Origin of the sequence: Phycicoccus sp. Soil802, assembly GCF_001429605.1 — a bacterium.
Taxonomy (GTDB): domain Bacteria; phylum Actinomycetota; class Actinomycetes; order Actinomycetales; family Dermatophilaceae; genus Pedococcus.
The window spans coordinates 55,172-80,643 of record NZ_LMSS01000002.1 but is presented as its reverse complement, the minus strand read 5'-3'; the positions used below and the strand labels follow the sequence as shown (position 1 = coordinate 80,643).

Here is a 25,472-nt window from a genome sequence, read left to right as displayed (position 1 = left end):
GGCTACGGCGTGATGGTGGGCACCGTGGTGGACGTCGTCGGTGGCGTGGTCGGCTCGGTGGTGGCCGTCGTCGGCGGAGTCGTCGGGGTCTGCACCGGCGGGGGCGGCTGGGCGATGGTGAGGGTGATCGTCGACCCGTCCTCGACCTTCGTCTTGGCCTTGATGCTCTGCTTGAGCACCGAGTTCTCGGCCTCCGTGCTGTCGACGTAGGTCGTCTTCACGCTGAGCCCGAGCTCACCGAGGATGTCGGCGGCCTCGTTGCGGGTCTTGCCCACGACGTCGGGCACGGTCACCTTGCCGGACGACACGTTGAGGTTGATGGCCGAGCCGACCGGGACCTCCTCGCCGGCGGCCGGCGAGGTCGTGAACACCTTGCCCTTGTCCAGCCCGGTGTCGTCGACCTGTTTGACCGCGCCGACCTTGAGGTCGAGCGCTGCGAGCCGCGCAGTGGCCTCGTCCTGGGTGAACCCCTTGAGGTCGGGCAGCTCGACCGTGTCCGGTCCGGCGGAGACGCTGATGCCCACCTTGCTGCCGTCGGCGACCATCTCGTCGGCGCCGGGGTTCTGGTCGACCACCACCCCGATGTCCTTGGAGCTGGCGACCTGGGTCGCCTCGGGCACCAGCCCGACGGCCCTGATCTTGGCCTCGGCCGCAGCCTGCGGCAGGTCGATGACAGCCGGCACGGCCACCTTCGGTGCATCCGTCGGCGGCCGGTCGAGCAGGGCCTTGCCGGCGACACCCAACAACACGAGCGCGCCGAGGACGGCGAGCACGAGCAGGAAGTAGGCCAGCCCGCGCCGCTTGCGCGGCTCGTCGTCGGGATCGTGGCCGATGGCGGGCAGGCTGGCGGTGTTGGAGCCCACCGGCTCCGGCGGGTCGTCGTACCCACCGGTCGGCGCGAACACCGTCGTCGCGGCGGCTCCCACGGGGGTGGCGATCGCGACGGTGGCGTCGGCGGCGCTCCCGGCAGTGCCGCGCGCGGCGTCGCTGATCGGGCGCCCGAGCCGGGCGGCCTGGAGGTCGGCGCGGAACGCGGTGGCGTCCTGGTAGCGGGCCTCGCGGTCCTTGGCCAGCGAGTGCAGGACGACCGCGTCGAGCGCGGGGTCGACCGCCGGGTTGAGGGTGGAGGGTCGCGGCGGCGGCTGCCCGACGTGCTGGTAGGCGATGGCGACCGGCGAGTCGGCCTGGAACGGTGGACGGCCGGTGAGCAGCTCGAAGAGGAGGCAGCCGGTGGAGTACAGGTCCGAGCGGGCGTCGACGTGGTGGCCCTGGGCCTGCTCCGGGGAGAGGTACTGGGCGGTGCCGATGACGGCCTGCGTCTGCGTCATCGTGGCGTTCGCGTCGGCGACCGCCCGGGCGATGCCGAAGTCCATCACCTTGATCTGGCCCTGGGGCCCGATCATGACGTTGGCCGGCTTGATGTCGCGGTGCACGATCCCCATGCGGTGGCTGTAGGCCAGGGCGTCGAGCACACCCTCGGTGATCCGGGCGGCCTCGGCCGGGTCGAGGGGCGAGCTGGCGTTGAGCAGCTCGCGCAGGGTCCGACCCTCGACGAACTCCATGACGATGTAGGGCACCGGGACCGAGGCGCCCCCGGTCTCGATCGCGTGGTCCTCGCCCGAGTCGTAGACCGCGACGATCGAGGCGTGGTTGAGGCCGGCCGCCGACTGTGCCTCGCGGCGGAACCGGTTGAGGAACTGGGTGTCGCGGGCCAGGTCGGACCGCAGCATCTTGATCGCCACGGGTCGCGAGAGCCGGGTGTCGTGGCCGAGGTGCACCTCGGCCATCCCGCCCCGGCCGAGGAGCTCCCCGACCTCGTAGCGTCCCCCGAGCAGACGTGGTGCGCTCACTTCTTCCTTCCCCCCTTGCCCTTGCCGTCGCCCTTTCCGGGCGAGGGCTTGGGTGAAACCGTGGCTGTGGTGGTGCGCGACGCCGTGGCCGTCCTGGTGGCGGACGGCGTCGTCGGTGGCGTGGTGGTCGCGACCAGCGGCGTGCTCGTCTGCTGCGTCTCGGCCGGCGTGCGCGCTGACCCCCCACCTCCCAGGGCGATCGCCGCGACCACGACCACGAGGACCACCGCCGCGGCGGCGACGGGGAGCAGCCAGGCCGGACGCCGGGTGTCGTGCTCCCCGGTGTCGTGCTCCGTGGTGTCGTCGACCGACGTGGCGACCGCGACCGCGACGCCGAGTGGCGCCGAGGTGGGGATCACCGACGTCGGCAGGGGCTGGTCGGGGGCCAGGTCGAGCGGGGTCCCCACGATCGTCGGGGTGACCGCCGCAGCCGCACCGGCCCGCAGGTGCTCCGGCGCCTCGCCCGCGGGGAGCCGCAGGGCCTCGGCGAACTCGGCCGCGCTCTGGGGGCGCTGCGCCGGGTTCTTGGCCAGTCCCGCCATCACGGTCGTGCGCAGGGGATCCTCGATGTCCTCGGAGAGCTGCGGAGCGGGTTGGCTCACGTGGGCGAGGGCGGTGGCCACCATGGACTCACCGGAGAACGGTCGCTCCCCGGTCAGCATCTCGTAGCCGACGACTGCCAGCGCATAGACGTCGCTCAGGGGACCGGCCTGCGCGCCCTTGGCCTGCTCGGGGGCGAGGTAGTGGGGCGTGCCCAGGACCTCACCGGTCTGGGTCAGCGAGGCCTCGCCGAGGGCGCGCGCGATGCCGAAGTCGGTCAGCTTGGCGTAGCCCTGAGGGTCCACGACGATGTTGGCCGGCTTGACGTCGCGGTGGACCACGCCCGCGTCGTGGGCGGCCTGCAGGGCCAGGGCGGTCTGGTGGAGGATCTCGGTGACCTCGGCCTGCGGCATCGGGGCGCGCTCGGCGATGAGGGTCGAGAGCGGCACACCGGTCATCAGCTCCATGACGAGGAAGGCCTGCCCGTCGTGCTCGCCGAAGTCGTGGACCGTGCCGACGTTGGGGTGCGAGAGCTGGCTGCTGAGCCGTGCCTCGGCGCGGAAGCGCTCGACGAAGCCCTCGTCCTGGGCGCTGTCCGGCAGCAGGACCTTGACGGCGACGGCGCGGTCGAGGGTCTCGTCGTGGGCCCGCCACACCTCGCCCATGCCACCGGCCGCGATCCGCTCGACCAGCCGGTAGCGGTCGGCGATGAGGTCCTGCGGTGCGTAGGTCATCGGCCCAGCACCGCTTCCATGACGGCCTTGGCGATCGGCGCGGCGACCCGGCCACCGGCGGCCTCGTTGCCCGCGTTGCCGCCGTCCTCGACGACGACCGCGACCGCGACCTTGGGGTCGTTCGACGGCGCGAAGCCGGTGAACCAGGCGTGCGGGGGCTTGCCCTTGGCGTGCTGGGCGGTCCCGGTCTTGCCGGCCACGTCGATCCCGCTGATCTGGGCCGCCCGGCCGGTGCCGCTCTTGACGACCGCCTCCATCATCCGGGTCAGCGCCGCGGCGGTGTCGGCGGACACGGCCTGCGAGAGCTGCTCGGGCTGGGGCTCGTCGATGACCTCGAGGTCGGACGACGTCACCTTCTTGACCAGGTGGGGGCGCATGACGACGCCGTTGTTGGCGATGGCGGCCGAGATCATCGCGACCTGGAGGGGTGTGACCCGCACGTCGTACTGGCCGATCGCCGACTGGGCCAGCTGCGGCTGGTCGAGCTCGGCGGGCACCGAGCTGGGCGTGACCGACATCGGGATCTGCAGCCGGTCGCCCATCCCGAACTTGGCCGCCTGGGCCCGGAAGTCGTCGGCGCCGACCTGCATGCCCAGCCAGCCGAAGGCGGTGTTGCAGGAGATCTCCAGCGCGTGGGTCAGCGTCGTCTTGTTGTTGGCGCCGCACGAGCCGCGGAAGTCGTTCGGCAGGTCGTCGTCGGTCTGGGGCAGGTCGAGCACGGCCGGCCCGGGGATCACGCTCTCCTCGGTGTACTTCCCGGACTCCAGCGCGGCCGCGGCCGTGACGACCTTGAAGGTCGAGCCCGGTGGGTAGAGGTTGCCGGCGATGGCCCGGTCCACCATCGGCTGCGTCGAGTCCGCGTTCAGCCGCTTCCAGGCTGCGACGACCTTGTCGGTGTCGTGGCTGCTCAGCGAGGCCGGGTCGTATGCCGGGTGGCTGACCAGCGCGAGGATCTCACCGGTGGTGGGGTCGATGGCGACGACCGCGCCGCGCTGGTTGCCCAGTGCCTTGTCGGCCGCGGCCTGCGCCTTGGCGTTGATGGTGAGCTCGATGCTCGCCCCGGTCTGTTCCTTCCCGGTGAGGATGTCGGAGACCCGGCGGTAGAAGAGCTTGTCCGACGAGCCGGACAGCAGGTCGTTCTCGGCCCCCTCGATGCCGCCACCGGCGCCGTAGGTGAACGAGTAGTAGCCGGTGAGGTGCGAGTAGAGCTCACCCTGCGGGTAGGTGCGCAGCCACTTCAGCTCGTCGTCAGTGGCCGTCGACTTCGCGACCGGCTTGCCACCGACGAGGATCTGGCCGCGCTCGCGGGCGTAGTTGGCCAGCAGGGTGCGCCGGTTCTCCGGGCGGTCCTGGAGCGACTTGGCCTGCACGAACTGGATGTAGGTCGTGGAGATGAGCAGCGCGGTGAACAGCATGGCCACGACGGTGGACAGGCGGCGGATCGGGGAGTTCACCGGATCGCCACCACTTCGGTCTTGGCCTCACCCGACGGGCTGGGGCCGGTCCGGACCTCCTCGACGGGTCGGCGGGCGACGTCGCTGATGCGCAGCAGCAGGGCGACGAGGGACCAGTTGGCCAGCAGGGAGGAGCCTCCGTAGGAGAGGAACGGCATGGTCAGCCCGGTCAGGGGGATCACACGGGTGACGCCGCCGACGACGACGAAGCACTGCAGGGCCACCGAGAAGGCCAGGCCACTGGCGAGCAGCTTGCCGAAACCGTCGCGCACCCCGAGGGCGGTCCGCAGGCCGCGCTCGACGAGGAGCACGTAGAGGACCAGCAGCGCGAACAGGCCGACCAGCCCCAGCTCCTCGCCGAAGCTCGGGAAGATGAAGTCGGACTCGGCGAAGTAGGTCAGGTCGGGACGCCCGCGACCGAGGCCGGTGCCGAGGAGGCCACCGGCCGCCATACCCATCAGGCCCTTGGCGACCTGGTCGGACTGGTCGGGCGCGAACGGGTCGAGCCACAGGTGCACCCGCGCCTGCACGTGGCCGAAGGCGAGGTAGGCGACGTAGGCGCCGGCGCAGAACAACGTCATGCCGATCGCGATCCACGAGGTGCGCTCGGTGGCGACGTAGAGCATCGAGACGAACAGACCGAAGAGCAGGAGCGAGGAGCCGAGGTCCTTCTCGAAGACGAGCACGAGGAGGCTGAGCACCCAGGCGACGATGATCGGGCCGAGGTCGCGCCCGCGCGGGAAGGTGAACCCGAGGACCTTGCGACCGGCCAGCGACAGGGCGTCGCGGGTCTGCACGAGGTAGCCCGCGAAGAACACCGCCAGCACGATCTTGGCGACCTCACCCGGCTGGAAGGTGAACGGCCCCAGGCCGATCCAGATGCGTGAGCCGTTGACGGTGCGCCCGATCCCCGGGAGCAGCGGGAGGATGAGCAGGCCGAAACCGACGACCGCGGCGGTGAACGTGTAGCGGCGCAGCATCCGGTGGTCGCGCAGGAACCACAGGACCACGGCCGCGATCGCCACGGCCAGGGCGCTCCAGGTCAGCTGGCGCAGGGCGAGTCCCTCGGTGATGTCTCGGCCCTCGGCGATGTCGAGCCGGTGGATCATCACCAGGCCGAGGCCGTTGAGCAGCGTGACGATCGGCAGCAGCAGCGGGTCGGCGTAGGCGGCCTTCCAGCGCAGCAGCAGGTGGAAGGCGAGCGAGATGGCCAGGAGCCCGGTGCCGTGCGTGACCAGTCCCGGGGGGAAGGCCCCGGAGACGGAGAGGCCGACGTTGACGTAGGCGAGCACCACGATCGCGACGGCGAGCAGCAACAGGACCAGCTCGACGTTGCGGCGGGTGCGGGGGGCGACGCTGGAGACCGTCGTCATCGCGTGGTCGTGGACGACGGTGACGACGTCGTCGTGGTCGGACTGGTGGTGGTCGACGGCGTGGTCGGCGTGCTGCCGGTGCCGGAGTCGTCACACGTGCTGGGACTGGCCGCACAGCGCAGGGCCTCGGTGCGCAGCTGGCTCACCAGTGCCTCGGCGTCCTGGAGGGTGTCGGTCGACACCCGGTCCTCGACCTTGGTCCGGTAGAAGTCGGGGAGGTCGGCCACGCGGACGTCGGACTCGGACTTCACGTGGGAGAGGCCGATCGGGCCGACGTCCTGCGTCACCCCCTGGTAGATGGCGACGTTGCCGTCGTGCGCGCCGACGAAGTACTGGCGCTGCGACCAGGTGTACGCGGCATACGCCCCCCCGCCGACGACGATGAGCACGACCAGCAGCACGGCGATCAGGCGCAGCCAGCGTCCCGGCCCCGAGGCCGGGCCCTCCTCGGCGAGGGTGACGTCCTCGACGTCCTCCTCACCGGAGGCTTCGCGCGACAGGGCGGCCGCCTTGGCAGCCGGCGTGACCGGGATCGGCCGGGTGCCCCTGGTGCGGGTGGCCGCGGCGCCGACGATCTGGGGCTGGGTTGGCGGGGCGGCGACCTTGGTGAGGTCGACGACGTCGCCGATGACGATGGTGACGTTGTCGGGTGCGCCGGCCTTCAGCGCGAGGTCGACCAGGCGGTCGGCGGTGGCGCCCGGCGGCTGCCCGGCCAGGACCATCTCGGCGATGGTGTCGCCCGCGACGTAGTCGGTGAGGCCGTCGGAGGCGATCAGGTAGCGGTCGCCGATGCGGGCCTCGCGGACCATCACGTCGGGCTCGTCGTCCTGCTGGCCGGTGAGGACGCGGGTCACGAGGGAGCGCTGCGGGTGGCCGATCGCCTCGTCCTCGGTGATCCGGCCCTCGTCGACGAGGCTCTGGACGAACGAGTGGTCCTTGGTGATCTGGGTCAGCTTGCCGTCGCGGGCGAGGAAGGCGCGGGAGTCGCCGATGTGGGCCAGCACCAGCTTGTTCTGGGAGCGCAGGATGGCGATCAGCGTCGTGCCCATCCCCTGCAGGCGCGGCTCGGCCTTCGCCATCTCCGCGAGCTCGTCGTTGGCTGCCGAGATCCGTTGCAGGAGAGCGGTGCTCGCTTCCTTGCTGCCCAGCGCCTCGCCGTCGAGGTCGACCAGGGCGCCGATGACGGTGGACGACGCGATGTCACCCCCGGCGTGGCCGCCCATGCCGTCGGCCATCGCGAGGAGACGCGGCCCGGCATAGCCGGAGTCCTGGTTCTCCGAACGGACCATGCCGACGTCGGAGCGCGCGGCGTAGTGGAAGGCGAAGGGCATCGTCGTCGCTGCCTATCGCCTGAGCTCGATGACGGTCTTGCCGATCCGCAGGGTGCTGCCGGCCTCGACGCGCACCGGTCCGGTGAGGCGCTCGGTGCCGACGAAGGTGCCGTTGGTGGAGCCGAGGTCCTCGACGAACCACGCGTTGTCACGGTGGAAGATCCGCGCGTGCCGACCGCTGGCGAAGTCGTCGTCCAGGACCAGCGCGCACTCGGGGTTGCGGCCGATGACGGTGCCGGCCTCGCGCAACGGCAGGCTGGTGCCGGTCAGTGCGCCGCCGGTGACGACCAGGGTGCGGGGAGCAGTCGAGTGCGGCTGCCGCTTCGGGCGTTTCTGGGGTGCCCCCTGGCCGTCGCCCCGACGGGCGGCGGGCGCGGGCTTGCGGGCGGTGCGGCTCACGACCCGGGTGCCGTAGAGGTCGCCCCGGAGCACGCCGACGACGCTGAAGACGAAGATCCACAGGAGGACGAGGAGCCCGAGGCGGATGATCGTGAGGGTGAGTTCACTCATGCGTGGGGATCACCGCCGCCCGGCGCGGTAGATGACGGAGGTGCGCCCCACCGTGATCCGGTCCCCGTCGGACAGGCGCTGACTGGTGATCCGCTCGCTGTTGACGAACGTGCCGTTGGTCGACCCCATGTCGCGGATGCTCGCGACCAGGTGCGGGCCGTCGTTGGTCACCCGGATCTCGCTGTGCCGCCTGGAGATCCCGGGGTCGTCGAGGATGATGTCGGCGCTGTCGTCGCGACCGAGCACCGTCATGGCGCCCATCAGCGGGTAGCGCTCGCCGTCGACGTCGAGCCACGGCCGGTCGGCCGGGTTGACCCGCCGCGGCTGGGCCGGGGGTGCGACCGGGGCCTGGCGCTGCGTCGCCTCCAGCCCGTCGTCGTCGGTATGCCGCGGGCTCGGGGCCGGCGCGGCCGGCGCCGGTGCGACGGGGCTGGGAGCCGGCGCGGCGGCATACCCCTCCTCACCCCGGCCGGGGCTGGTGCCGGGGCGGCGGGCCGTGGAGGTGCGCAGCCGGAAGACGCCGGTCTCGAGGTCGTTGGCGCTGGCGAAGGTGACCTGGAGCGGTCCGCCGGGCTGGTAGCGCTGCGACTCGGCGTGCTCCTGGGCGGCGGCGATCAGCTCGACCTCGAGCTCCTCGTCGTAGCCGCCGAGGCGGTCGTAGTCGGTGTCGGAGAGCTCCACGGTGAACAGGTTGGGCACGATCGTGCGGCCCTGGCCGAGGACGGCGGCACGGTCGTCCATGGCGCGGCGGATCGCGGAGGCGATCTCCACGGGCTGCACCTCGGACTTGAAGGCGCGTGCGAAGGCACCGTTGACGGCACGCTCGAGACGCTGCTCGACGCGGTCGAACAGACCCATCGGTGCCACCTCCTCACGTGTTGCCCGGGACGCCAGTCGGACATCGGCCGGTCCGGTCTGGTCCACGATCGTAACCGGCTGGTCTGGGCTGGTCGCTCACGCGCGCCGGGAGAAACCCCCCAAGGAGCCGGTTTGGTGAATCCGGGGGGTGTCCGCCACAATTGGCCGGTCCCACGCGCGAGTGGCGGAACGGCAGACGCGCTGCGTTCAGGTCGCAGTGTCCGAAAGGGCGTGGGGGTTCAAATCCCCCCTCGCGCACCCTGACAGTGAAGGCCCCCAACCACACCGGTTGGGGGCCTTCTCTCCTGCGTGGAGGCCGTCGTTGACGGAAAACCTGCAGGTCAGGGACTTGCGCCGGACTGCGAGTGACGCCTTTCGGGCATAGCCTGACGACAGCGGAGCCTTCCGCCGCACTCGTCAAGGAGGACGCCATGAGCACGACGCCTGAGCCGGCCAGCTCTACTGCCGCAACCGGACCCGACGAGGCCGAAGCCGTCGAGGCCACGAAGACCGCTGAGGCCGTGGAACCCGAGACCACCGAGAAGACCGACGCCACCGAGGCCGAGGACACGGAGGCCGAGGACACGGAGGCCGACACCGCCTCCGATGCGGATGACAGCGAGGCAGCACCGCCGACCGCCCCGACGCCGTCCAGCTCCACCTCGCCTGACAAGGACACCGAACGGGTTACCGAACGGGCGTCGGACGACGGCCCGGACGAGAAGTCGGATGAGAAGTCGGAGGATGACCGGCAGAAGTCGGCCGAGGAGTTCGCGGCCGAGCACGACCCGGCCAACCACGACGTCGCTGCCGGTGAGGAGTTCCGCCAGCCCGGGGACTGGACCGCGGACGAGGCCGGTGGGCCGCAGGTCTTCGACGACGAGGGCAACCTCGTCTCCGAGGGAGGCGAGCCGACCGGTGCGTCCGACAAGACGGACAGTGGCGACGGCGACGGGTCATCCGCCGCGGGGGGTCGCCGCGTCTCCGATCTCGACGAGGTCAGGGACGGCGGCTACAGCGTGGGTTCGGCGGCCACCCTCCACGACGGCGCCATGCCGCTGGGCCACCCGGTCAAGGCCTGGGAGGACACCAAGACCTTCGTCACCGAGGAGCACGACCACTACGACGAGGCGGAGCCAGACGTGTGGTTCACCGACGCCGACGCCGCCCAGCGCGCCGGTTTCCGTCCGGCCGACTGAGGAATTCCCCGCCGTCAGTCCTGCTTCAGGGCGTAGGTCAGGACGGCGTTGCCGGCTGGGGTGGACTGGCTGCGGACCAGCTCGAGCCGGGTGACCGGCACCGACTCGTCGAACAGCCGCCGGCCGACCCCGACCACGGGGTGCGTCGTGAGGGTGAGCTCGTCGATCACCCCGGCGAGGAAGAGCGAGCGGATCGTGTCGATGCCGCCGACCACGCTGATCCCGCCTTCTCCTTCTCCCTCCTTGAGGGCCGACACGTAGGCCACCGGGTCACCGTCGACGACGGTGCTGTTCCAGCCGAGGTCACCGGACAGCGTCGAGGTGACTACGTGCTTGCGGACCGGGTTGATGAACCCCGCGAAGAAGTCGCCCTCCCCCGCTGCGGGCCAGAACTCCGACCACTCCTGCCACAGCTTGCGGCCGATGACGACGTCCGTGATGCCCCCGATCGCCGCACCCATCAGCTGCCCCTCCTCGGGGCCGAACGCGTCGAACTGCCACTCGTTCGGCGACTCGACGACGCCGTTGACCGAGTTGAACTGGTGGGCGGTGACCTTGCGTGCCATGGTGCGGCCTTCCTGGGTGGGCGATCCGGTGCAGGGTTCCGGGTGGTGGTGTCGATGCAGACCCTGCCAGCCCCGGGAAGTCATCGCGCGAGGACGGCTCTACCGTGGTCGCCATGACGAGCGCCCGGGTCCGCAGGCTGGGGTTCGCCGCGGTGAAGGGCACCCGGCACCTCGCCCGCGACGCCGTGACCCTGGCGGCCGACGGACCGGTGGGCGACCGCGCCTTCTGCCTGGTCGACCCGCAGTCCGCGCGGGTGCTGCGCACCGTCGAGCACCCGACGCTCACCTGCGTCGAGGCCACCACCGGCGACGGCGGCGAGCTGCGCCTGCGCTGGCCCGACGGTCGAGAGGTCGTCGGCCCACTCAAGGCGACCGACGAGGCACCGCTCACTGTTGACTACTGGGGTCGACCCGCCACCGCCCGACTCCTGGACGGCCCGCACACCGCCGCGCTCGCGGCATACCTCGGTCGTCCGGTGCGGGTGGCTGCCACCCAGCCCGGCGAGGTCGTCTGGGCGGGCGCGGTCTCGGTCGTCACCACCGGCGAGCTCGACCGGCTCTCGGAGCGGATGACGAGTGTGGGACTCACGGCACCGATCGCACTGGACGAGCGGTTCCGGGCCACGATCACGCTCGACGCCGAGCAGGACCCGGAGCCGGGCACCCGGCTGCGGGTGGGGACGGCCACGATCGAGGTGGCCCGCCGCATCGACCGCTGCGCCGTCGTGGACGTCGACCCGGCCACCGGCCGCCGGGACGTCCCGGTGCTCGCCCACCTGGACCGCCACGAGGGCCTGCTCACCTTCGGCGTGGATGCCCGCGTCGTGCAGCCCGGGCGAGTGGAGATGGGCGACCCGGCGACGCCGGAGAACCCGTCGCACTAGGGTCAGCGCATGCAGTCCAGCAGCTTCTCCCTGGCCACCCCCGACGGCACCCAGCTGCACGTGAACCGGTGGCTTCCCGACGGCCCCCCGAAGGCCGTGGTCCAGGTCGCGCACGGCATGGCCGAGCACTCCGACCGCTACGCCCGGTTCGCCGAGCGGCTCACCGCTGCCGGGTATGCCGTGTACGCCGGTGACCATCGCGGCCACGGTGCCACGGCGCGCACCGCTGCAGACGCCGGCTACTTCGCCGACGACCACGGCTTCGACACCGTCGTCGAGGACCTGCACCTCGTGAGCGACCACGCCCGCGAGGAGAACCCGGGTCTGCCGTTCTTCCTCTTCGGCCACAGCATGGGCTCGTTCCTGAGCCGGTCCTACGCGACCCGGTTCGGCGGCGACCTCGACGGCCTCGTCCTGTCCGGCACGGCCGGCGACCCCGGTGCGCTCGGCAAGGTGGGACTGGCGCTCGCGACCGCCCAGGCGCGGCTCCGCGGCCGGCGACACCCCAGTGGCCTGATGGACCAGCTGACCTTCGGCCAGTACGGCGCGGCGTTCAAGCCGAACCGCACGAAGTTCGACTGGCTCTCCCGGGACGAGGCCGAGGTCGACAAGTACGTCGCGGACGAGCGCTGCGGCAACGTCTTCACCAGCGGCTTCTTCGCCGACCTGCTGGGTGGGCTCGGCACCATCAACTCCGACGCCTCGGTCAGCCGGGTGCCCAAGACGCTGCCGGTCTTCGTCTTCTCCGGCGCACAGGACCCGGTCGGCGACAAGGGCAAGGGCCCGACGGCCGTGGCCGACCAGCTGCGCCGCCTCGGGGTCGGTGACGTCACGCTCCGGCTCTGGCCGGAGGGTCGCCACGAGATGCTGAACGAGACCAACCGCGACGAGGTCATGGACTCCGTCGTCGAGTGGCTCGACGCGCACCTTCCCACCCAGGGCTGAGCCGCAGAAATCGGCCAATCGCCCGCTTCCAGGGCATCGCCGCGCGATCTGAGCCACGGTTTCGGGCAGTTGGCCGAAAGTTGTTGTGGCCCCGACCATGTCGAGAGACTCTGGCGCGGCTCCGTCCTCGTGGGCGAGCGGTCAGTCGCGCTCGAGCCGTTCCATCGCCCGCTCGCGGATCCGGGTCCCGAGCGCCGGGAGCTCGTGCATCAGGTCGGAGAAGTCCCAGGCCATCAGGGTCAGCAGCCGCATCCTGCTGAGGGCGACGACGTTCGCCGACCGGGTGCTGTGGGTCAGCACCCCGATCTCCCCGAACCAGTCGCCCGGGCGCAGCGTGGTCAGCAGCCTGGTCTCGTGGGCCGCGGCGGCCAGGCCGTCGACGACGAAGAACAGGCTGTATGCGTAGTCGCCCTCGCGCGCGAGCACGGTGCCGACGTCGACCTCGCGCTCGTTCAGCTTCTCCGCGACCATCGCCCGCTGCTCCGGGGTCAGGTCGGCCAGAAGCGGTATCGAGGCAAGCTCCTCAGCATCCATGACGCCTCCCTGAACCCGGTGACCCCCTCGCCACACGATGAACCCCGCGCGTGATCCCGTCAACCACCACCGAACGCAGGCCGCTGGCCCGAGGAAACCGGCCAATTGCCCGGTTGTGGGCCGCACAGGGGGACTCTGCGCGCCGAGAACCGGGCAATTGGCCGGTTCTCAGCTGAAGAGGCGGCTGAGCAGTCCCTTCCGTGCCGGCTCGCCGATCCGGAACCCGTGCATCGGCACCTCGAACGGGTCGAGCAGCTCGCCGAGCTCGCGCTGGACCGCATCGCCGGGGGCGCCCTCGCCAGAGCTGCCGAACATCCACGCCATCGCGGCCTCGCCCAGCTCCAACGGGTGGAACGGATGCGGGTAGTCGTCGACCTCGGCGTGCTCGCCGGCCCAGTACGGGACCTCGAACGGCAGGAGGTCGCCGATCGCGTCCGCGGTCACGTCCGCCGGGTCCTTGTCCGAGTAGATGTCGAGCGCCCGCACCGTAGCGATCCGTCCTGGCGGTCGCGCCTTCTCTGACAGACTCGGAACCATGGACACCGGGGCTGCACCCTCGAACTTCGCGTCGGCCTACCGCCACGGCTTCGCCCGCGTCGCCGCGTGCACGGTCCCGGTGGCCGCCGGCGATCCCGCGCGCAACGCCGAGACGATCGTCGAGCAGGTGCGGGGGCTGCACGAGGACGGCGTGGCCGTGGCGTTGTTCCCCGAGCTGAGCCTGTCGGGCTACGCCATCGACGACCTGCTGCTCCAGGACGTGCTGCTCGACGAGGTGGACCGGGCCGTCCTGACCGTCGCCGCGGCCACGAAGTCACTCCTGCCCGTCGTGGTCGTGGGTGCCCCGCTCCGGCACGGCAACCGGCTGTTCAACTGCGCCGTCGTGATCCACCGTGGCGAGGTGCTCGGCGTCGTCCCGAAGTCCAACCTCCCCAACTACCGCGAGTTCTACGAGAAGCGGCACTTCGCGGCCGGCGACGACAGCCGCACCGACTGGTTCCACGCGCCGCACTGGCCGGGCGCCGACGAGGACGGCGACCTGCCGTTCGGCCCCGACCTGGTCTTCGACGCCGACGACGTCCCGGGGCTGGCCGTCCACGTCGAGATCTGCGAGGACATGTGGGTCCCCGTGCCGCCGAGCGCGAAGGCCGCGCTCGCGGGCGCCACGGTGCTGCTCAACCTGTCGGCCTCACCGATCACCGTCGGTCGCGCCGAGGACCGCCACCTGCTCGCGCGTTCCGCGAGCGCGCGGTGCAACGCCGCCTACCTGTATGCCGCCGCGTCAGCGGGTGAGTCGACCACCGACCTGTCGTGGGACGGCATGACGATGGTCTACGAGCTCGGCGACCTGCTCGGCGAGAGCGAGCGGTTCCCGGACGGGCCGCGGTCGACGGTCGTCGACGTCGACCTCGACCGGCTGCGCCAGGAGCGGATCCGGCAGGGGTCCTTCGATGACAACCGTCGGGCCGAGCGCATCGACGCCAGCGACGGCGCGGACTTCCGCACCCTCGGGTTCACGCTCCAGCCGCCGACCGGCGACATCGGGTTGCGGCGCAAGGTCGACCGGTTCCCGTTCGTGCCCGACGACGAGGCCCGGCTCGCACTGGACTGCTACGAGGCCTACAACATCCAGGTCTCCGGTCTCGAGCAGCGGCTGCGCGCCATCGCCACCGACACCTGGCAGCCCAAGGTCGTCATCGGGGTGAGTGGTGGGCTCGACTCGACGCACGCGCTGATCGTCGCGGCCAAGGCGATGGACCGGCTCGGCCGCCCGCGCACCGACATCGTCGGCTTCACCATGCCGGGGTTCGCCACCACCGAGGGGACCAAGAGCAACGCCGTCCACCTCATGGAGTCGCTCGGGATCACCTGGGAGGAGCTCGACATCCGGCCCGCGGCGACCCAGCTGCTCACCGACCTCGGGCACCCGTTCGGCCGTGGCGAGGAGGTCTACGACGTCACCTTCGAGAACGTCCAGGCCGGGCTGCGCACCGACTACCTCTTCCGGGCGGCCAACCAGCGCGGCGGCATCGTGCTCGGCACCGGCGACCTCTCGGAGCTCGCGCTCGGGTGGTGCACCTACGGCGTGGGTGACCAGATGTCGCACTACGGCGTCAACAGCGGCGTCCCGAAGACGTTGATGCAGCACCTGATCCGCTGGGTCGTCAGCAGCGCGCAGTTCGAGGGTGCGGTCAACGGCACCCTCACCGAGATCCTCGACCAGGAGATCAGCCCCGAGCTGGTGCCGGCCAGGGCGGGTGAGAAGATCCAGTCCACCGAGGACTCCGTCGGCCCCTACGCGCTGCAGGACTTCACGCTCTACCACGTGCTGCGACGTGGCTACCGACCCAGCAAGATCGCCTTCCTCGCCCTCCACGCGTGGTCCGACGTCGAGGTGGGCGACTGGCCGGCGGGCTACCCCGAGAGCCGTCGCACGGCATACGACCTCGCCACCATCCGGCGGTGGATGGAAGTCTTCCTGCAGCGCTTCTTCAGCAACCAGTTCAAGCGCTCCGCGCTGCCCAACGGCCCGAAAGTCGTTGCGGGAGGGTCACTCTCACCTCGCGGCGACTGGCGTATGCCGTCCGACGTCACCGGGCGCGTGTGGCTGGACGAGCTGCGGTCGAACGTCCCGGAGGACTGAATCCGGCCTAGTGCTCCTGCATGACGGTGGTGTCGGCGCCCGATGCGACAGTGGTGGGGTGGCAGTCACCGTGGAGGACGTGCGCCGCATCGCGACGCCGCTCCCGCGCGCCTACGAGGTGGTGGTCCGCGACCGCGTGAAGTGGCGGGTGGGCAGCATCGTGTGGCTCGCCTTCTCGCGCGACGAGACGGAGCTGGGCTTCGCCTTCCCGCGTGAGGAGCGGGCGGCCCTGGTCGAGTCGGAGCCCGACGTGTTCTTCCTGCCCGGGCAGGTCGACCTGCGCTACCAGTGGGTCGAGGCCTGGGCCGACGCGATCGACCTCGACCGGCTGCCGGAGCTGGTCCTCGACGCGTGGGCCATGGTCGTGCCCAAGTCAGTGTCCGCGCCCTACTTCGCTGGGCTCAGAGCTGACCGGTGACGATCCACTCGCAGGCCTGGTGGAAGGCGTCCCACGGGTCCGTGCCGAGCGTCGTCGAGAACGAGCCGACGTGCCGGTTCTGCGGGTCGTGGAACAGGCCGGACCAGTGCTCGCCCCGGCCGGCGGCGGTCAGCGACGCGCGCCGCAGGAGGGTGCAGGAGGAGATCTCGACCGCCATCGCGCCCGACGAGTGCAGGTCGCGCTTCACGCTGAACGCGTGGCCGAGCACGATGTCGGTGCACCGGGCGGCCTCGGCGGCCCGGGACCGCGCCCGGTCGTAGCCGGCCTGCCGCGAGTTGCCCAGCGAGAGGGCGAGTGCCGAGCGCGCCGGGGACAGGCTCGCGACGCTGCGGGCACGTTCCGCGTCCTCCCGAGCCGCCTCCCGCTCCATCCAGGCGCGGGTGACGTCGGCAGCGAGCAGGTCACGGGCGCCGGGTGAGGCGTTCGCGACGTACCACGCGTTGTCGTAGAGCCGTTCGATGACCGTCATGGCGGTTCCCCTTGCACGAGCCAGATGGTGGTCCGGGAGGCATCTGCGGCGACGTCCTCCCGGTAGCCACCATCGTGGGGCCGCCGGACCCCCGTCACATCCGACAGTGGGGGGCAGACGATCTCCACCACGGGTACGAGAAGAACCCTGCGGATGGCGTGGTTTGGGCGCGGCTGTCCAGCACGACGCCCGGCAGCGTGCCCCGATTTCTGGACGGTTGGACTAGACCGAAGCACTGAGGCCGGGTCGGCCGATGAGATAGGGAAGGCAGGGTGGGGCAGGGGTGGCGCCAGCCGGGCGCCCGGCGCATAGTGGAACCAGGGCCGCTGCCGCGACGAGCAATGGCCCTGACTGCCCCGCCGGGAGGTGCCATGAGCCGCGTGACGACCCTGCCAGAGCTGGTGCCCGTGCTGTCCGCGGGACGGCACCGCAACCCGCGCAAGGGTGCCTGCTTCATGGAGCTGGCCTCCTTCCTCGCCGGCGAGCGCTGGAGCGACCACCCGGCCTGCACCCACCCCCTGCTCGCGTCGCTGGCCCGGCTGGTCAACGACTCGCTGGGTGACGCCGACCGGGGGCGGCTGGTCATGCTGATCCCCGACGTCGTGGGGCTGACCGGGTCGGACCTCGACCTCGACCTCGCGATCGCCACCCGCGCCGCCGCGGCGGCTCTCCCGGTGGCCCCGGCCACCCGCCAGAGCGTGCTCGCGGTCGGCCTGCTGACCGCCCAGCGGCTCGCGGCGGGGCGGCCCGGCGTCCGCGACCTCGTCGACGACCTGTGTGGTGCGGCGTTCGCGGCGGTCCCGGAGGCGCACGCCTGGGCCGAGCGCTATGCCCGCGGTGCGGTCGTCAGCGAGCGCACCTACCGCCGCCAGACCGCCCCGCACACCGTCGCGTATGCCGTGGAGGGCATCGCCGTGGCCTGCGTCCCCGACGTCGCGGACCGGCTCGTCCACCTCCTCGAGGAGGTCGTGGCCGATGTCGCCGGTCGCGTCGGGCGCCCGCAGCACGAAGCCTCCACCCCCGTGTTGCCCTCTGGTGGGCAGGTGCGGGCGGTTTCCGCGGGTCGGTGACCACCGCGACGCAACAACTCGGGTGCGACTGACCCCAAGTCGGCACCAAGTGGTGCCCAAGCGGGTGGCTGCACCGTGTTCCGCACACCAACTGAAGCGGAACAAGGAGTCACCCATGACCAGCCAGACCACCCCCACCAGCCTGCGACCTGACCAGCGGCGCGCCGAAGCCCTGCGCGGCCTCTGCGACGGTGGGGTCCACCTTCCCGGCGACCCGGGGTACGACGCAGCGCGCCTCCCGTGGAACGCCGCCCTCGACCAGCGCCCGGCCGCCGTGGCCCAGCCGCGGACCGTCGCCCAGGTGCAGGAGGTGGTCCGTGCGGCCGCCGCGGCGGACCTGCGGATCGCCCCGCAGAGCACCGGGCACAACGCCGGCCCTCTCGTCGCGCAGGGTCTCGACGACGTCGTCGTGCTGCGCACCTCGGCGATGACCGGCGTCACCATCGACCCGGTGCGCCGGATCGCCCGCGTGGAGGGCGGTGCGCTGTGGATGCACGCGACCGAGCCCGCCGGTGACCACGGCCTGGCCGCGCTGCACGGGAGCTCCCCCGACGTCGGCATCGCCGGCTACTCCCTCGGCGGAGGCATCGGCTGGTACGCCCGGCGCCTCGGCCTGGCCACCAACAGCCTCACCGCGGTCGAGCTCGTCACCGCCGACGGCGAGCACCTGCGCGCTGACGCCCACCGCAACGCCGAGCTGTTCTGGGCGCTGCGCGGCGGTGGCGGCAGCTTCGGCGTCGTCACGGCCCTCGAGTTCCGGCTCTACGCCATCGAAACGGCCTACGCCGGCATGCTCATCTGGGACCGCGAGGTCGCGGAGCCGGTGCTGCGGCGCTGGGCCCAGTGGGCTCCCGGTGCACCCGACGACGTCACCACGTCGTTCCGGGTCCTCAACCTGCCCCCGATCCCGGACATCCCCGAGCTGCTCCGTGGCCGGTCGGTCGTCGTGATCGACGGGGCGGTCCTCGGCTCGGACGAGGCAGGCGCAGCGGCCATCGCCGACCTGCGCGCCCTGTCACCGGAGATCGACACCTTCGGGCGGGTGCCTGCGCGCTCACTCGTGCGGCTGCACATGGACCCCGAAGGACCCACGCCCGTGGTGTCCGATTCCGCGATGCTCGGCGGGATGCCCGACGAGGCGGTCGACGCGTTCCTGTCCGAGGTCGGGCCGGGCTCGTCGTCGTCGTTGCTGATGGCCGAGCTGCGGCAGCTCGGTGGGGCCCTGGGTCGGGAGCACGAGGGTGGCGGCGCACTGAAGAAGCTCGACGCCGCGTTCGTCACCTTCGCCGGCGCGATGGCCCTCACGCCCGAGATGGCAGCGCAAGGTGAGCACGACGCGCACCGCCTCACCAAGGTGCTGTCCCCGTGGGCCAATGGTCGCAGCTACCTCAACTTCGCCGAGAGCGCCGTCGACCCGCGCACCGCCTACGACGAGCGGGCGTGGTTGCAGCTCAAGGGAATTCGCTCTGCGGTCGACCCGCACGGACTGTTCGTGGGCAACCACCGCATCCCGCGGCTCGTGGAGCACGGCCGGGTCACCGACTGACACGTCCTGAGGGGGGCCGGTATGCCGCGTGGTGACCACGCGGCATACCGGCTCGGCCGCGTGCTGGACCGCAACCCCGGTCTCGCCCGAAAGCACGAGTGGGAAGTGACCGCTCGCGCGTACTCTCGGGCGGGTGAGAGTGGGTGTCCTCGGTGCCGTGCAGGCGTCCCTGGGCGACGGCCCCGTCGACCTGGGCACGCGCAAGCAGCGTGCCCTGGTCGCTGCCCTCGCCATGAACCACGGGCGGCCGGTCTCGGTCGACGCCCTCGTCGACCTGCTGTGGCCCGACGGTGCGCCACCCGGGGTGAGCGGCACCCTGCAGGCGTACGTCGCGGGGTTGCGCCGCTCCCTCGAGCCGGACCGGGCCGCTCGCGCCCCGTCGAACGTGCTCGTGACGGTCGCGCCGGGGTACGCCCTGCGGGTCGGGGACGACGCCCTCGACGCGGCGCGCTTCGACCGGGCGGTCAGCCGGGCGCACCGCCGCATCGGCCAGCTGGCCGCGCTCCACCAGCCGAGCGGCCTCTCGACCGAGGAGCTCACGGCGGTCGTCGCCGAGCTGGACGAGGCGCTGTCGCTCTGGCGGGGCACGCCTTACCTCGAGCTGGAGGACGCCCCCTCCGCGGTCGCCGAGCGCGCCAGGCTGGAGGAGCTGCGCGTCGTCGCCCTGGAGGACCGCGCGGTCGCGTCGCTCGAGCTCGGGCAGCACGCGACCGTGGCGGGCGAGCTCGAGTCGCTCACCACGGCATACCCGTTGCGCGAGCGGTTGTGGGGGCTGCGAGCCCTGGCGCTCACCCGGGCCGGCCGCCAGGCCGAGGCCCTCGACGCGCTGCGCGAGGTGCGCGACGTCCTCGCCGACGAGCTCGGCCTCGAACCCGGTCAGGAGCTGCGCGACCTCCAGTCGGCCGTGCTGCGCCAGGACCCCACCCTGGACTGGCAGCCCGGGACCTCCTCCCCTGCCCCGCAGCCGTCCCGCGCGACGACCACGGCCCGCATCCAGTCGTTCGTCCCGACCCTGCCGCCCTGGCCGCTCGTCGGGCGCGAAGACCAGCTGGCCGACCTCGTCGGCGCCCTCGAGCAGGCCGAGTCGGGGTCGGTCGCCCTGGCGGCGCTGGTCGGCGAGCCGGGCATCGGCAAGAGCCGGTTGGCCGGCGAGCTGGCCAAGGTGGCCGGCGAGCGCGGCGCCACGGTGCTGCTGGGTCGGTGCTCGCAGGACGACGGAGCCCCACCGCTGTGGCCGTGGCAGCAGGTGTTGCGCGCGCTCGGTCGCGACCTGCCGGAGGAGACCGAGGGCGACGAGGACGGCGGTGGCCGGTTCCGGACCTGGGAGGCGATCGCGGGCGCGGTGGCCGAGGCGGCGTCGGAGCGCACGATCGTCGTGCTGCTCGACGACCTGCACTGGGCCGACGTCGCGTCGTTGCGGGTGCTGCGACTGCTCGGCGAGACCGTGCAGCAGGGCCGGCTGCTGGTGCTCGGCACCTGGCGCAGCCACCCCGAACCCACCGACGCGCTGCTCGACGCGGTGGAGACCTTCGCCCGCAGGCACGCCGTGCGCCTCGACCTGCAGGGCCTCAGTGCCGACGACGCGTCGCGGGTGGTGGAGGCGGTCAGCGAGTCGACCCCGTCCGACGGCGAGGCGCGAGCCCTGCGGCAGCGCACCGACGGCAACCCGTTCTTCCTGGTCGAGTACGCCAGGCTGGCCCGCGAGGGTGGCGACCTGTCGGCGCTGGTCGCCGAGGCGCACCCACCGGCGGCGGTCCACGACGTCCTCGCGCGGCGCCTGCAGCGGCTCCCGGAGGAGGCGGTCTCGACTCTGCGGTGGGCCGCGCTGGTCGGGCGGCAGTTCGACCTCGCCACGCTGGCCGCGGTCTCGCGCCTCGACGAGGACGACCTGCTCGACCACCTCGACCCGGCGCTCGAGGCAGGCCTGGTGCGGGACGACGGCATCGACCGGTTCCTCTTCGGTCACGCCCTCGTGCGCGACACCATCTACGCGGCGATCCCCACCACCCGCCGGGCCAGGGCGCACGCCCGCGTCGCGGAGGCACTGTCGGGCATCGCGGGCCGCGAGCACGAGGTGGCGCGGCACTGGCTGTCCGCCGGTCCGGCGCACGCCGCCCGGGCCTGGCTGGCCTGCGTGCGGGCCGCGACCGTGGCGCGGCGGCTGCACGCCTACGAGGAGTCGGCCGACCTGCTGCGCTCAGCCCTCGACGCGCTGCCGGGTGACCCTGACGCCACCCTCGGTGAGCGCTACGACGTGCTGATGGACCTCGCGGACGCGCAGCGGTGGTCGGGTGACTGGGAGGGGCTGGTCGGCACCGCCGAGCAGGCCATCGCCGTCGCCGACGAGATCGGTGACGTCGTGCTCCTCGGCCGGGCCGCCACCGCGACCTCGGTCGGGGCGCTCTGGCAGTCCGGGCCGCACGGGTCGGTCAACGAGGTCGTGGTCGGTGCCCTGCGCCGGGTCCTGCAGGGTCTGCCGACCACCGATGGCGCGCTGCGGTGCCGGGCGATGCTCGCGCTGGCGCTCGAGATCTACTACGGCTCCACCGTCGAGGAGCGCAGCGCGCTGGTGGAGGAGGGCATCGCGATGGCCCGGCGGATCGGCGACGAGGCGCTCCTGCTCGACGCCTGCCAGCTCGCCTACGTCGCCCTGTGGCGCAGCGCGACCGCGGAGCTGCGGCGGGACCTCGTGAGCGAGGGGATGGAGCTGGCGCACCGCCTCGGCGACGAGCGCGCCTATGTGGTCACCACGACGCTGCGGGCGGTCGTGGCCGGTGAGCTGGGCCTCGTCGAGGAGATGTGGGAGCACGCCGTCGTGGCCCGCGACTGGGCCAAGCGGTTGCGACTGCCCTACGGCCTGATCGTCCTCGACAGCCTGGAGCTGCCGTGGCTCGCGATGGCCGGGCGGTTCGACGACTGCGAGCGACGGATGGCCGACATCGTGCGGCTCGACCAGGAGATGACCCTGGGCCAGACCGAGGACGCGACCGCCGGCGCGCTGATGTCGCTGCGGCTGTGGCAGGGCCGCTCGGCCGAGGTGGCCCCGATCCTCGAGCAGTTCGCCCAGCACAGCGTGCTCCCCGTGACCTCGACCATGGTGGTGTTCTGGCTGCGGGCCGGGGAGGTGGACAGGGCCACGGCGTATGCCGCGTCGCACCCGATCAGCGTGGCGGACGACGACTGGTTCTCGATGCTCAACTGGTGTGCCGCGGCCGAGGCGGCCCTCGGGCTGGACGACCACGCGCTGGCCTCCGCCGCCTACGACCGGCTGGCTCCGTTCGCCGGGCACTCGTGCACGGCGGGTTCGGGCATCGCCATGGGTCCGGTCGACGCGTTCCTCGCGCTCGCGGCGGCGGCGGTCGGCGAGCGTGAGCTGGCCGGCACGCACGCCGACCGCGCGCTCGAGCTGTGCGAGCAGTGGCAGATCCCGCTCGCCGCGCAGTGGCTGCGCGGTGAGCGGACCCGCCACTCCTTCTGACCCACCCGCAGAACGGGGATCAGTCGCGGTCGAGGTAGCGGAAGGCGAGCGCCTCGCGCCGCTCGAAGCCGCGGCGGGTGAGCAGCCACAGGATGTGGTTGGGCCGGCCGGTCTTCGCGAACACCTGTCGGCGCAACGGTCCGGGGACGTCGTGGGCGGCCCACGGCACCAGCGCGAGGACCTGCGCGAAGGCCACGTCCTTGCGGAAGTGCTCCTCCTCGACCTGCTCCCACTCCTCGTTCGTCATCACCCGCTGGATGACGGCGATCGCCTCGGTCTCCTCGTGCCGCAGGTGGCGGCCGAGGCTCTCCCGTGCGGCACACAGCCGCACCGCCAGCGCGGCCCGGGCGTCCTCGTCGGCGTGGTGCGCGAGCCGCTCGAACCCGGCGGCACACGCCGTCAGGATCGGGTCGATCTCGGCGTGCTCGGCCTCCATCGCCTCGAGGACCCGGCGCTCCGCCTCGTCGGCCCGGTCGAGGAGCGTCGGCCAGAGCCCGGCGTCCTCGCCCGAGTGGTGGTGGTGCAGCACCTCCGCGAACAGCTCCCACCGGGCCGCCAGGGCGCGCCAGGTGCTGCGGGCCTCGGTCGGGGTGGCGCTGGCCGCCGCGGCGAAGGCCGCCAGGTCGCGGCGGAAGCCGTGGTGCATCACGTACATCATCGTCATGTCGACCGGCCCCGGGTGGGCCGCGGTCTGGCCGGGGAAGGTGAGCTGCTCCGGCCAGAGCGTCGTGGTCGTCGTGGTCATGGTGAGTTGCCTTTCAGGTCAATGGGTTTCAGGTGCCAGGTATGCCGTGGCGTCAGTGCGTGCCGACGGTCTCGTGGTCGCGGAGCTCGTCGTCGCGCAGCTCCTCGTCCCACAGCTCGACGTCGTCGTCCTCCACCTCGGCACGGACGTGCGGGAGGACGCGGTCGAGCCAGCGCGGCACCCACCAGTTCCAGTCGCCGAGCAGGGACATGGTGGCCGGGACCAGGACCATGCGGACGACGGTGGCGTCGAGCAGGATCGCGACGGCCATGCCGACGCCGAGCTGCTTGACCACGACGTCGACCTCGCTGGCGAACCCGAGGAAGACCGCGACCATGATCGCCGCCGCACTCGAGATCACCCGGCCGGTGGCCGACAGCCCCCGCACGACGCTGCCGTGCGAGTCGCCGGTGCGCGCCCAGTCCTCGCGGATGCGGGACAGGAGGAACACCTCGTAGTCCATGGACAGGCCGAACAGGATGGCGAACATCAGGATCGGCACCCAGCTCGACACGGCCAGCGGGTGGTCGAGGCCGAGCAGGTCGGTGGCCCAACCCCACTGGAAGACCGCGGTGAGGACGCCGTAGGCCGCGCCGATGCTCAGCAGGTTCATGACCGCGGCCTTGACCGGGATCACGACCGACCGGAACACCATGGCCAGCAGCAGCACCGAGACGGCCACCACGAAGGCGATGACGATCCACAGCCGGCCGGCGAGCATCTCGGCGATGTCGGCGAAGAAGGCCGTGCCACCGGTGAGCTCGGCCCCGGCGGGCAGCTGGGCCCGCACTGCGCGGACCAGGCCGGCGGTGCGCTCGTCGGTGGGCCCGAAGGCCGGGATCGCGTCGAACACGGTGATCGCCGAGTCCGGCGACGTGACGGCCGGGGTGACGGCCACGATGTCGGGGCGCGCCCCGAGGTCGCGAGCCAGGCCTGCCACGGCCGACTCGTCGAGCCGGGCGCGGTCGACCACCACCGTGAGGGGACCGTTGCTGCCGGCGCCGAACTCGGCGCTGACCAGGTCGTAGGCCCGCCGCGTGGTGAGCTCGGTGGACTGGCTGCTCGGGTCCTGCGGCCAGGTGCGCATGTCGAGCGCCGGCACCGCCAGGGTGAGCATCACGATCGCGGCCGACACCGCCCACAGGAGCGGACGCTTGGCGACCTTGACCGCCCACCGGGCCGTGAGCGGCATACGCAGCGGCTTGGCGACGACGTCGCCAGCGGCGGAGCGACGGCCTGCGCCACGGCCGGCCCGACGGACTGCGCGGGGCAGGAGACGGCGACCGGCGAACCGGCACAGCACCGGCACCAGGGTCAGCGAGGCGGCCATCACGCTCAGCACCGCGATGCCGGTCGAGAAGCCGAACGAGCTGTAGACCGGCAGGCCCGCGAGGCGCAGCCCCATCAGCGAGACCAGCACGGTGCTGGCCGCGAAGACGACCGAGCGTCCTGCCGTCGCGGCAGCGCGACCGGCCGACTCGGAGACGCTGAACCCCTGGGCGAGGTACTCGGCGTGCCGGGTGACCAACAGCAGCGCGTAGTCGATGCCCACGCCGAGCCCGACCATGGTCGCGACCATCGGGGCGGCGGTGCTGACGTCGGTGGCGGCGGCGAGCAGGGTGATGCCTGCGCTGCCGACGCCGAGCCCGACCAGCGCGGTGCCGATCGGCAGGCCGGCGCTGACCACGGACCCGAACGCGAAGACCAGGATGACCAGGGCGGCGACGATGCCGATGATCTCCCCGCGACCCTCCATCGGGGCGGCCGCGCTCTCGGGCAGCTCGCCGCCCAGCTCGACCTGGACACCGGTGGCCCGCAGCGGGGCGACGGCAGCCTCGATCGGGTCGAGGTTGCCCATCAGGTCGGGGTCCGTGACGGGGGCGTCGTAGCTGACGTTGACGACCGCGGTGTCGCCGTCGGCCGACCGCTCGGCCGGGAAGACCTGGACGACGTGGGGCATGGCCTGCAGCCGGCTCGACAGCTGCGCGAGCGAGGCGTCGCTGGGTCGTCCGCCGCTGCGGTCGTGCACGACGACGCGGGCGGCGGTGTTGCCGGCGCCGGGCAGGTGGGCGCGCAGCTGGTCGATGCCGACCTGGGAGCGCGCGCCGGGGACGTTGTAGTCGTCCTGCGGGGTGCCGCCGATCGTGGCCGCGAGGCCGACGACGACGAGGGCGAGGACCACCCAGGCACCGAGGGTGCGCCACGGGTGGGCGGCGGCACCGTGGCCGAGGCGGTAGAGGAGGGGTCGGCGGGGGGCTGCGGTCCGCAGCGTGGGCCGGCTGAGCAGGGCAGGCATGGTGGTCCTT

General features: G+C 72.3%; 21 protein-coding genes and 1 tRNA gene. 9 read left to right on the top strand and 13 right to left on the bottom strand.

The features are described 5' to 3' along the window. Positions 1 to 2: 2 nt before the first annotated feature. From pknB to ASG91_RS03845, 7 genes are read right to left on the bottom strand one after another with little or no spacing between them, the layout of a single operon-like run. Positions 3 to 1,850, bottom strand: coding sequence for a Stk1 family PASTA domain-containing Ser/Thr kinase (pknB, locus tag ASG91_RS03875; protein WP_056921331.1), 1,848 nt, complete (start codon positions 1,848 to 1,850; stop codon positions 3 to 5). Further along, complete coding sequence (locus ASG91_RS03870) at positions 1,847 to 3,124, bottom strand: serine/threonine-protein kinase (protein WP_157606004.1); 1,278 nt, start codon at positions 3,122 to 3,124, stop codon at positions 1,847 to 1,849. The genes pknB and ASG91_RS03870 overlap by 4 nt, the downstream gene beginning before the upstream one ends. Beyond that, positions 3,121 to 4,578: a penicillin-binding protein 2 gene (locus ASG91_RS03865; protein WP_056921330.1), complete on the bottom strand. Its 1,458-nt coding sequence runs from the start codon at positions 4,576 to 4,578 to the stop codon at positions 3,121 to 3,123. Before ASG91_RS03865 ends, ASG91_RS03870 begins: the two co-directional genes overlap by 4 nt. Next, entirely contained in the window at positions 4,575 to 5,951 is a 1,377-nt protein-coding gene (locus ASG91_RS03860; RefSeq protein ID WP_056921329.1) for an FtsW/RodA/SpoVE family cell cycle protein, read from the bottom strand. The genes ASG91_RS03865 and ASG91_RS03860 overlap by 4 nt, the downstream gene beginning before the upstream one ends. Further along, positions 5,948 to 7,282: a PP2C family serine/threonine-protein phosphatase gene (locus ASG91_RS03855; protein WP_056921328.1), complete on the bottom strand. Its 1,335-nt coding sequence runs from the start codon at positions 7,280 to 7,282 to the stop codon at positions 5,948 to 5,950. The genes ASG91_RS03860 and ASG91_RS03855 overlap by 4 nt, the downstream gene beginning before the upstream one ends. Positions 7,283 to 7,294: 12 nt before the next feature. Next, complete coding sequence (locus ASG91_RS03850; RefSeq protein WP_056921327.1) at positions 7,295 to 7,792, bottom strand: FHA domain-containing protein; 498 nt, start codon at positions 7,790 to 7,792, stop codon at positions 7,295 to 7,297. 9 nt (positions 7,793 to 7,801) lie between these two features. Next, positions 7,802 to 8,650, bottom strand: coding sequence for a DUF3662 and FHA domain-containing protein (locus tag ASG91_RS03845; RefSeq protein WP_056921326.1), 849 nt, complete (start codon positions 8,648 to 8,650; stop codon positions 7,802 to 7,804). A 175-nt stretch (positions 8,651 to 8,825) separates the two neighbouring features. On the opposite strand from ASG91_RS03845, the gene ASG91_RS03840 reads away from it, so the two are divergent. After that, positions 8,826 to 8,908: transfer RNA gene (locus ASG91_RS03840), tRNA-Leu, on the top strand. Between the two features lie 173 nt (positions 8,909 to 9,081). After that, on the top strand, positions 9,082 to 9,849 hold the full coding sequence (locus ASG91_RS03835) for a hypothetical protein (protein ID WP_056921325.1): 768 nt from the start codon (positions 9,082 to 9,084) through the stop codon (positions 9,847 to 9,849). A gap of 14 nt (positions 9,850 to 9,863) precedes the next feature. On the opposite strand, the gene ASG91_RS03830 is transcribed toward ASG91_RS03835, so the two are convergent. Next, positions 9,864 to 10,415: a dihydrofolate reductase family protein gene (locus tag ASG91_RS03830; RefSeq protein WP_056921324.1), complete on the bottom strand. Its 552-nt coding sequence runs from the start codon at positions 10,413 to 10,415 to the stop codon at positions 9,864 to 9,866. A 113-nt stretch (positions 10,416 to 10,528) separates the two neighbouring features. On the opposite strand from ASG91_RS03830, the gene ASG91_RS03825 reads away from it, so the two are divergent. Beyond that, positions 10,529 to 11,299 carry an MOSC domain-containing protein gene (locus tag ASG91_RS03825; protein ID WP_157606001.1) on the top strand — a complete coding sequence of 257 codons (771 nt, stop codon included), beginning with the start codon at positions 10,529 to 10,531 and terminating at the stop codon, positions 11,297 to 11,299. Positions 11,300 to 11,308: 9 nt separating this feature from the next. Next, complete coding sequence (locus ASG91_RS03820) at positions 11,309 to 12,244, top strand: alpha/beta hydrolase (RefSeq protein ID WP_056921322.1); 936 nt, start codon at positions 11,309 to 11,311, stop codon at positions 12,242 to 12,244. A 141-nt stretch (positions 12,245 to 12,385) separates the two neighbouring features. Here the strand turns inward: ASG91_RS03820 and ASG91_RS03815 are convergent, their stop codons facing one another. Then, a complete protein-coding gene (locus ASG91_RS03815; RefSeq protein WP_056921321.1) occupies positions 12,386 to 12,778 on the bottom strand; it encodes a cyclic nucleotide-binding domain-containing protein in 393 nt (130 codons plus the stop codon). Between the two features lie 168 nt (positions 12,779 to 12,946). Continuing rightward, positions 12,947 to 13,264 (bottom strand): hypothetical protein, encoded by a 318-nt coding sequence (locus ASG91_RS03810; protein WP_056921320.1) that lies wholly within the window; start codon positions 13,262 to 13,264, stop codon positions 12,947 to 12,949. Positions 13,265 to 13,313: 49 nt separating this feature from the next. Here ASG91_RS03810 and ASG91_RS03805 point away from each other — a divergent pair, with 49 nt between their 5' ends. Continuing rightward, positions 13,314 to 15,419 carry an NAD(+) synthase gene (locus tag ASG91_RS03805; protein WP_056921319.1) on the top strand — a complete coding sequence of 702 codons (2,106 nt, stop codon included), beginning with the start codon at positions 13,314 to 13,316 and terminating at the stop codon, positions 15,417 to 15,419. Between the two features lie 58 nt (positions 15,420 to 15,477). Then, the gene (locus ASG91_RS03800; RefSeq protein WP_056921318.1) at positions 15,478 to 15,837 is read left to right on the top strand and encodes an MmcQ/YjbR family DNA-binding protein; all 360 of its coding nucleotides are present in this window, start codon (positions 15,478 to 15,480) and stop codon (positions 15,835 to 15,837) included. On the opposite strand, the gene ASG91_RS03795 is transcribed toward ASG91_RS03800, so the two are convergent. Further along, a complete protein-coding gene (locus tag ASG91_RS03795; RefSeq protein ID WP_056921317.1) occupies positions 15,821 to 16,327 on the bottom strand; it encodes a hypothetical protein in 507 nt (168 codons plus the stop codon). The genes ASG91_RS03800 and ASG91_RS03795 overlap by 17 nt on opposite strands. A 371-nt stretch (positions 16,328 to 16,698) precedes the next feature. Here ASG91_RS03795 and ASG91_RS03790 point away from each other — a divergent pair, with 371 nt between their 5' ends. The 3 genes from ASG91_RS03790 to ASG91_RS03780 all read left to right on the top strand — a co-directional run bounded on the left by ASG91_RS03790 (position 16,699) and on the right by ASG91_RS03780 (position 22,421). After that, positions 16,699 to 17,397, top strand: a complete 699-nt coding sequence (locus tag ASG91_RS03790) for a hypothetical protein (protein WP_056921316.1) — start codon at positions 16,699 to 16,701, stop codon at positions 17,395 to 17,397. Positions 17,398 to 17,512: 115 nt separating this feature from the next. After that, positions 17,513 to 18,943: an FAD-binding oxidoreductase gene (locus ASG91_RS03785; RefSeq protein WP_056921315.1), complete on the top strand. Its 1,431-nt coding sequence runs from the start codon at positions 17,513 to 17,515 to the stop codon at positions 18,941 to 18,943. Positions 18,944 to 19,076: 133 nt separating this feature from the next. Continuing rightward, positions 19,077 to 22,421 carry an AfsR/SARP family transcriptional regulator gene (locus tag ASG91_RS03780; protein WP_157605998.1) on the top strand — a complete coding sequence of 1,115 codons (3,345 nt, stop codon included), beginning with the start codon at positions 19,077 to 19,079 and terminating at the stop codon, positions 22,419 to 22,421. A gap of 19 nt (positions 22,422 to 22,440) precedes the next feature. Here ASG91_RS03780 and ASG91_RS03775 read toward each other — a convergent pair whose 3' ends face one another. Together ASG91_RS03775 and ASG91_RS03770 are read right to left on the bottom strand one after the other, a co-directional pair. Further along, positions 22,441 to 23,166 carry a hemerythrin domain-containing protein gene (locus tag ASG91_RS03775; protein WP_056921313.1) on the bottom strand — a complete coding sequence of 242 codons (726 nt, stop codon included), beginning with the start codon at positions 23,164 to 23,166 and terminating at the stop codon, positions 22,441 to 22,443. A gap of 52 nt (positions 23,167 to 23,218) precedes the next feature. Continuing rightward, on the bottom strand, positions 23,219 to 25,462 hold the full coding sequence (locus ASG91_RS03770; RefSeq protein ID WP_056921312.1) for an MMPL family transporter: 2,244 nt from the start codon (positions 25,460 to 25,462) through the stop codon (positions 23,219 to 23,221). Positions 25,463 to 25,472: the final 10 nt, after the last annotated feature.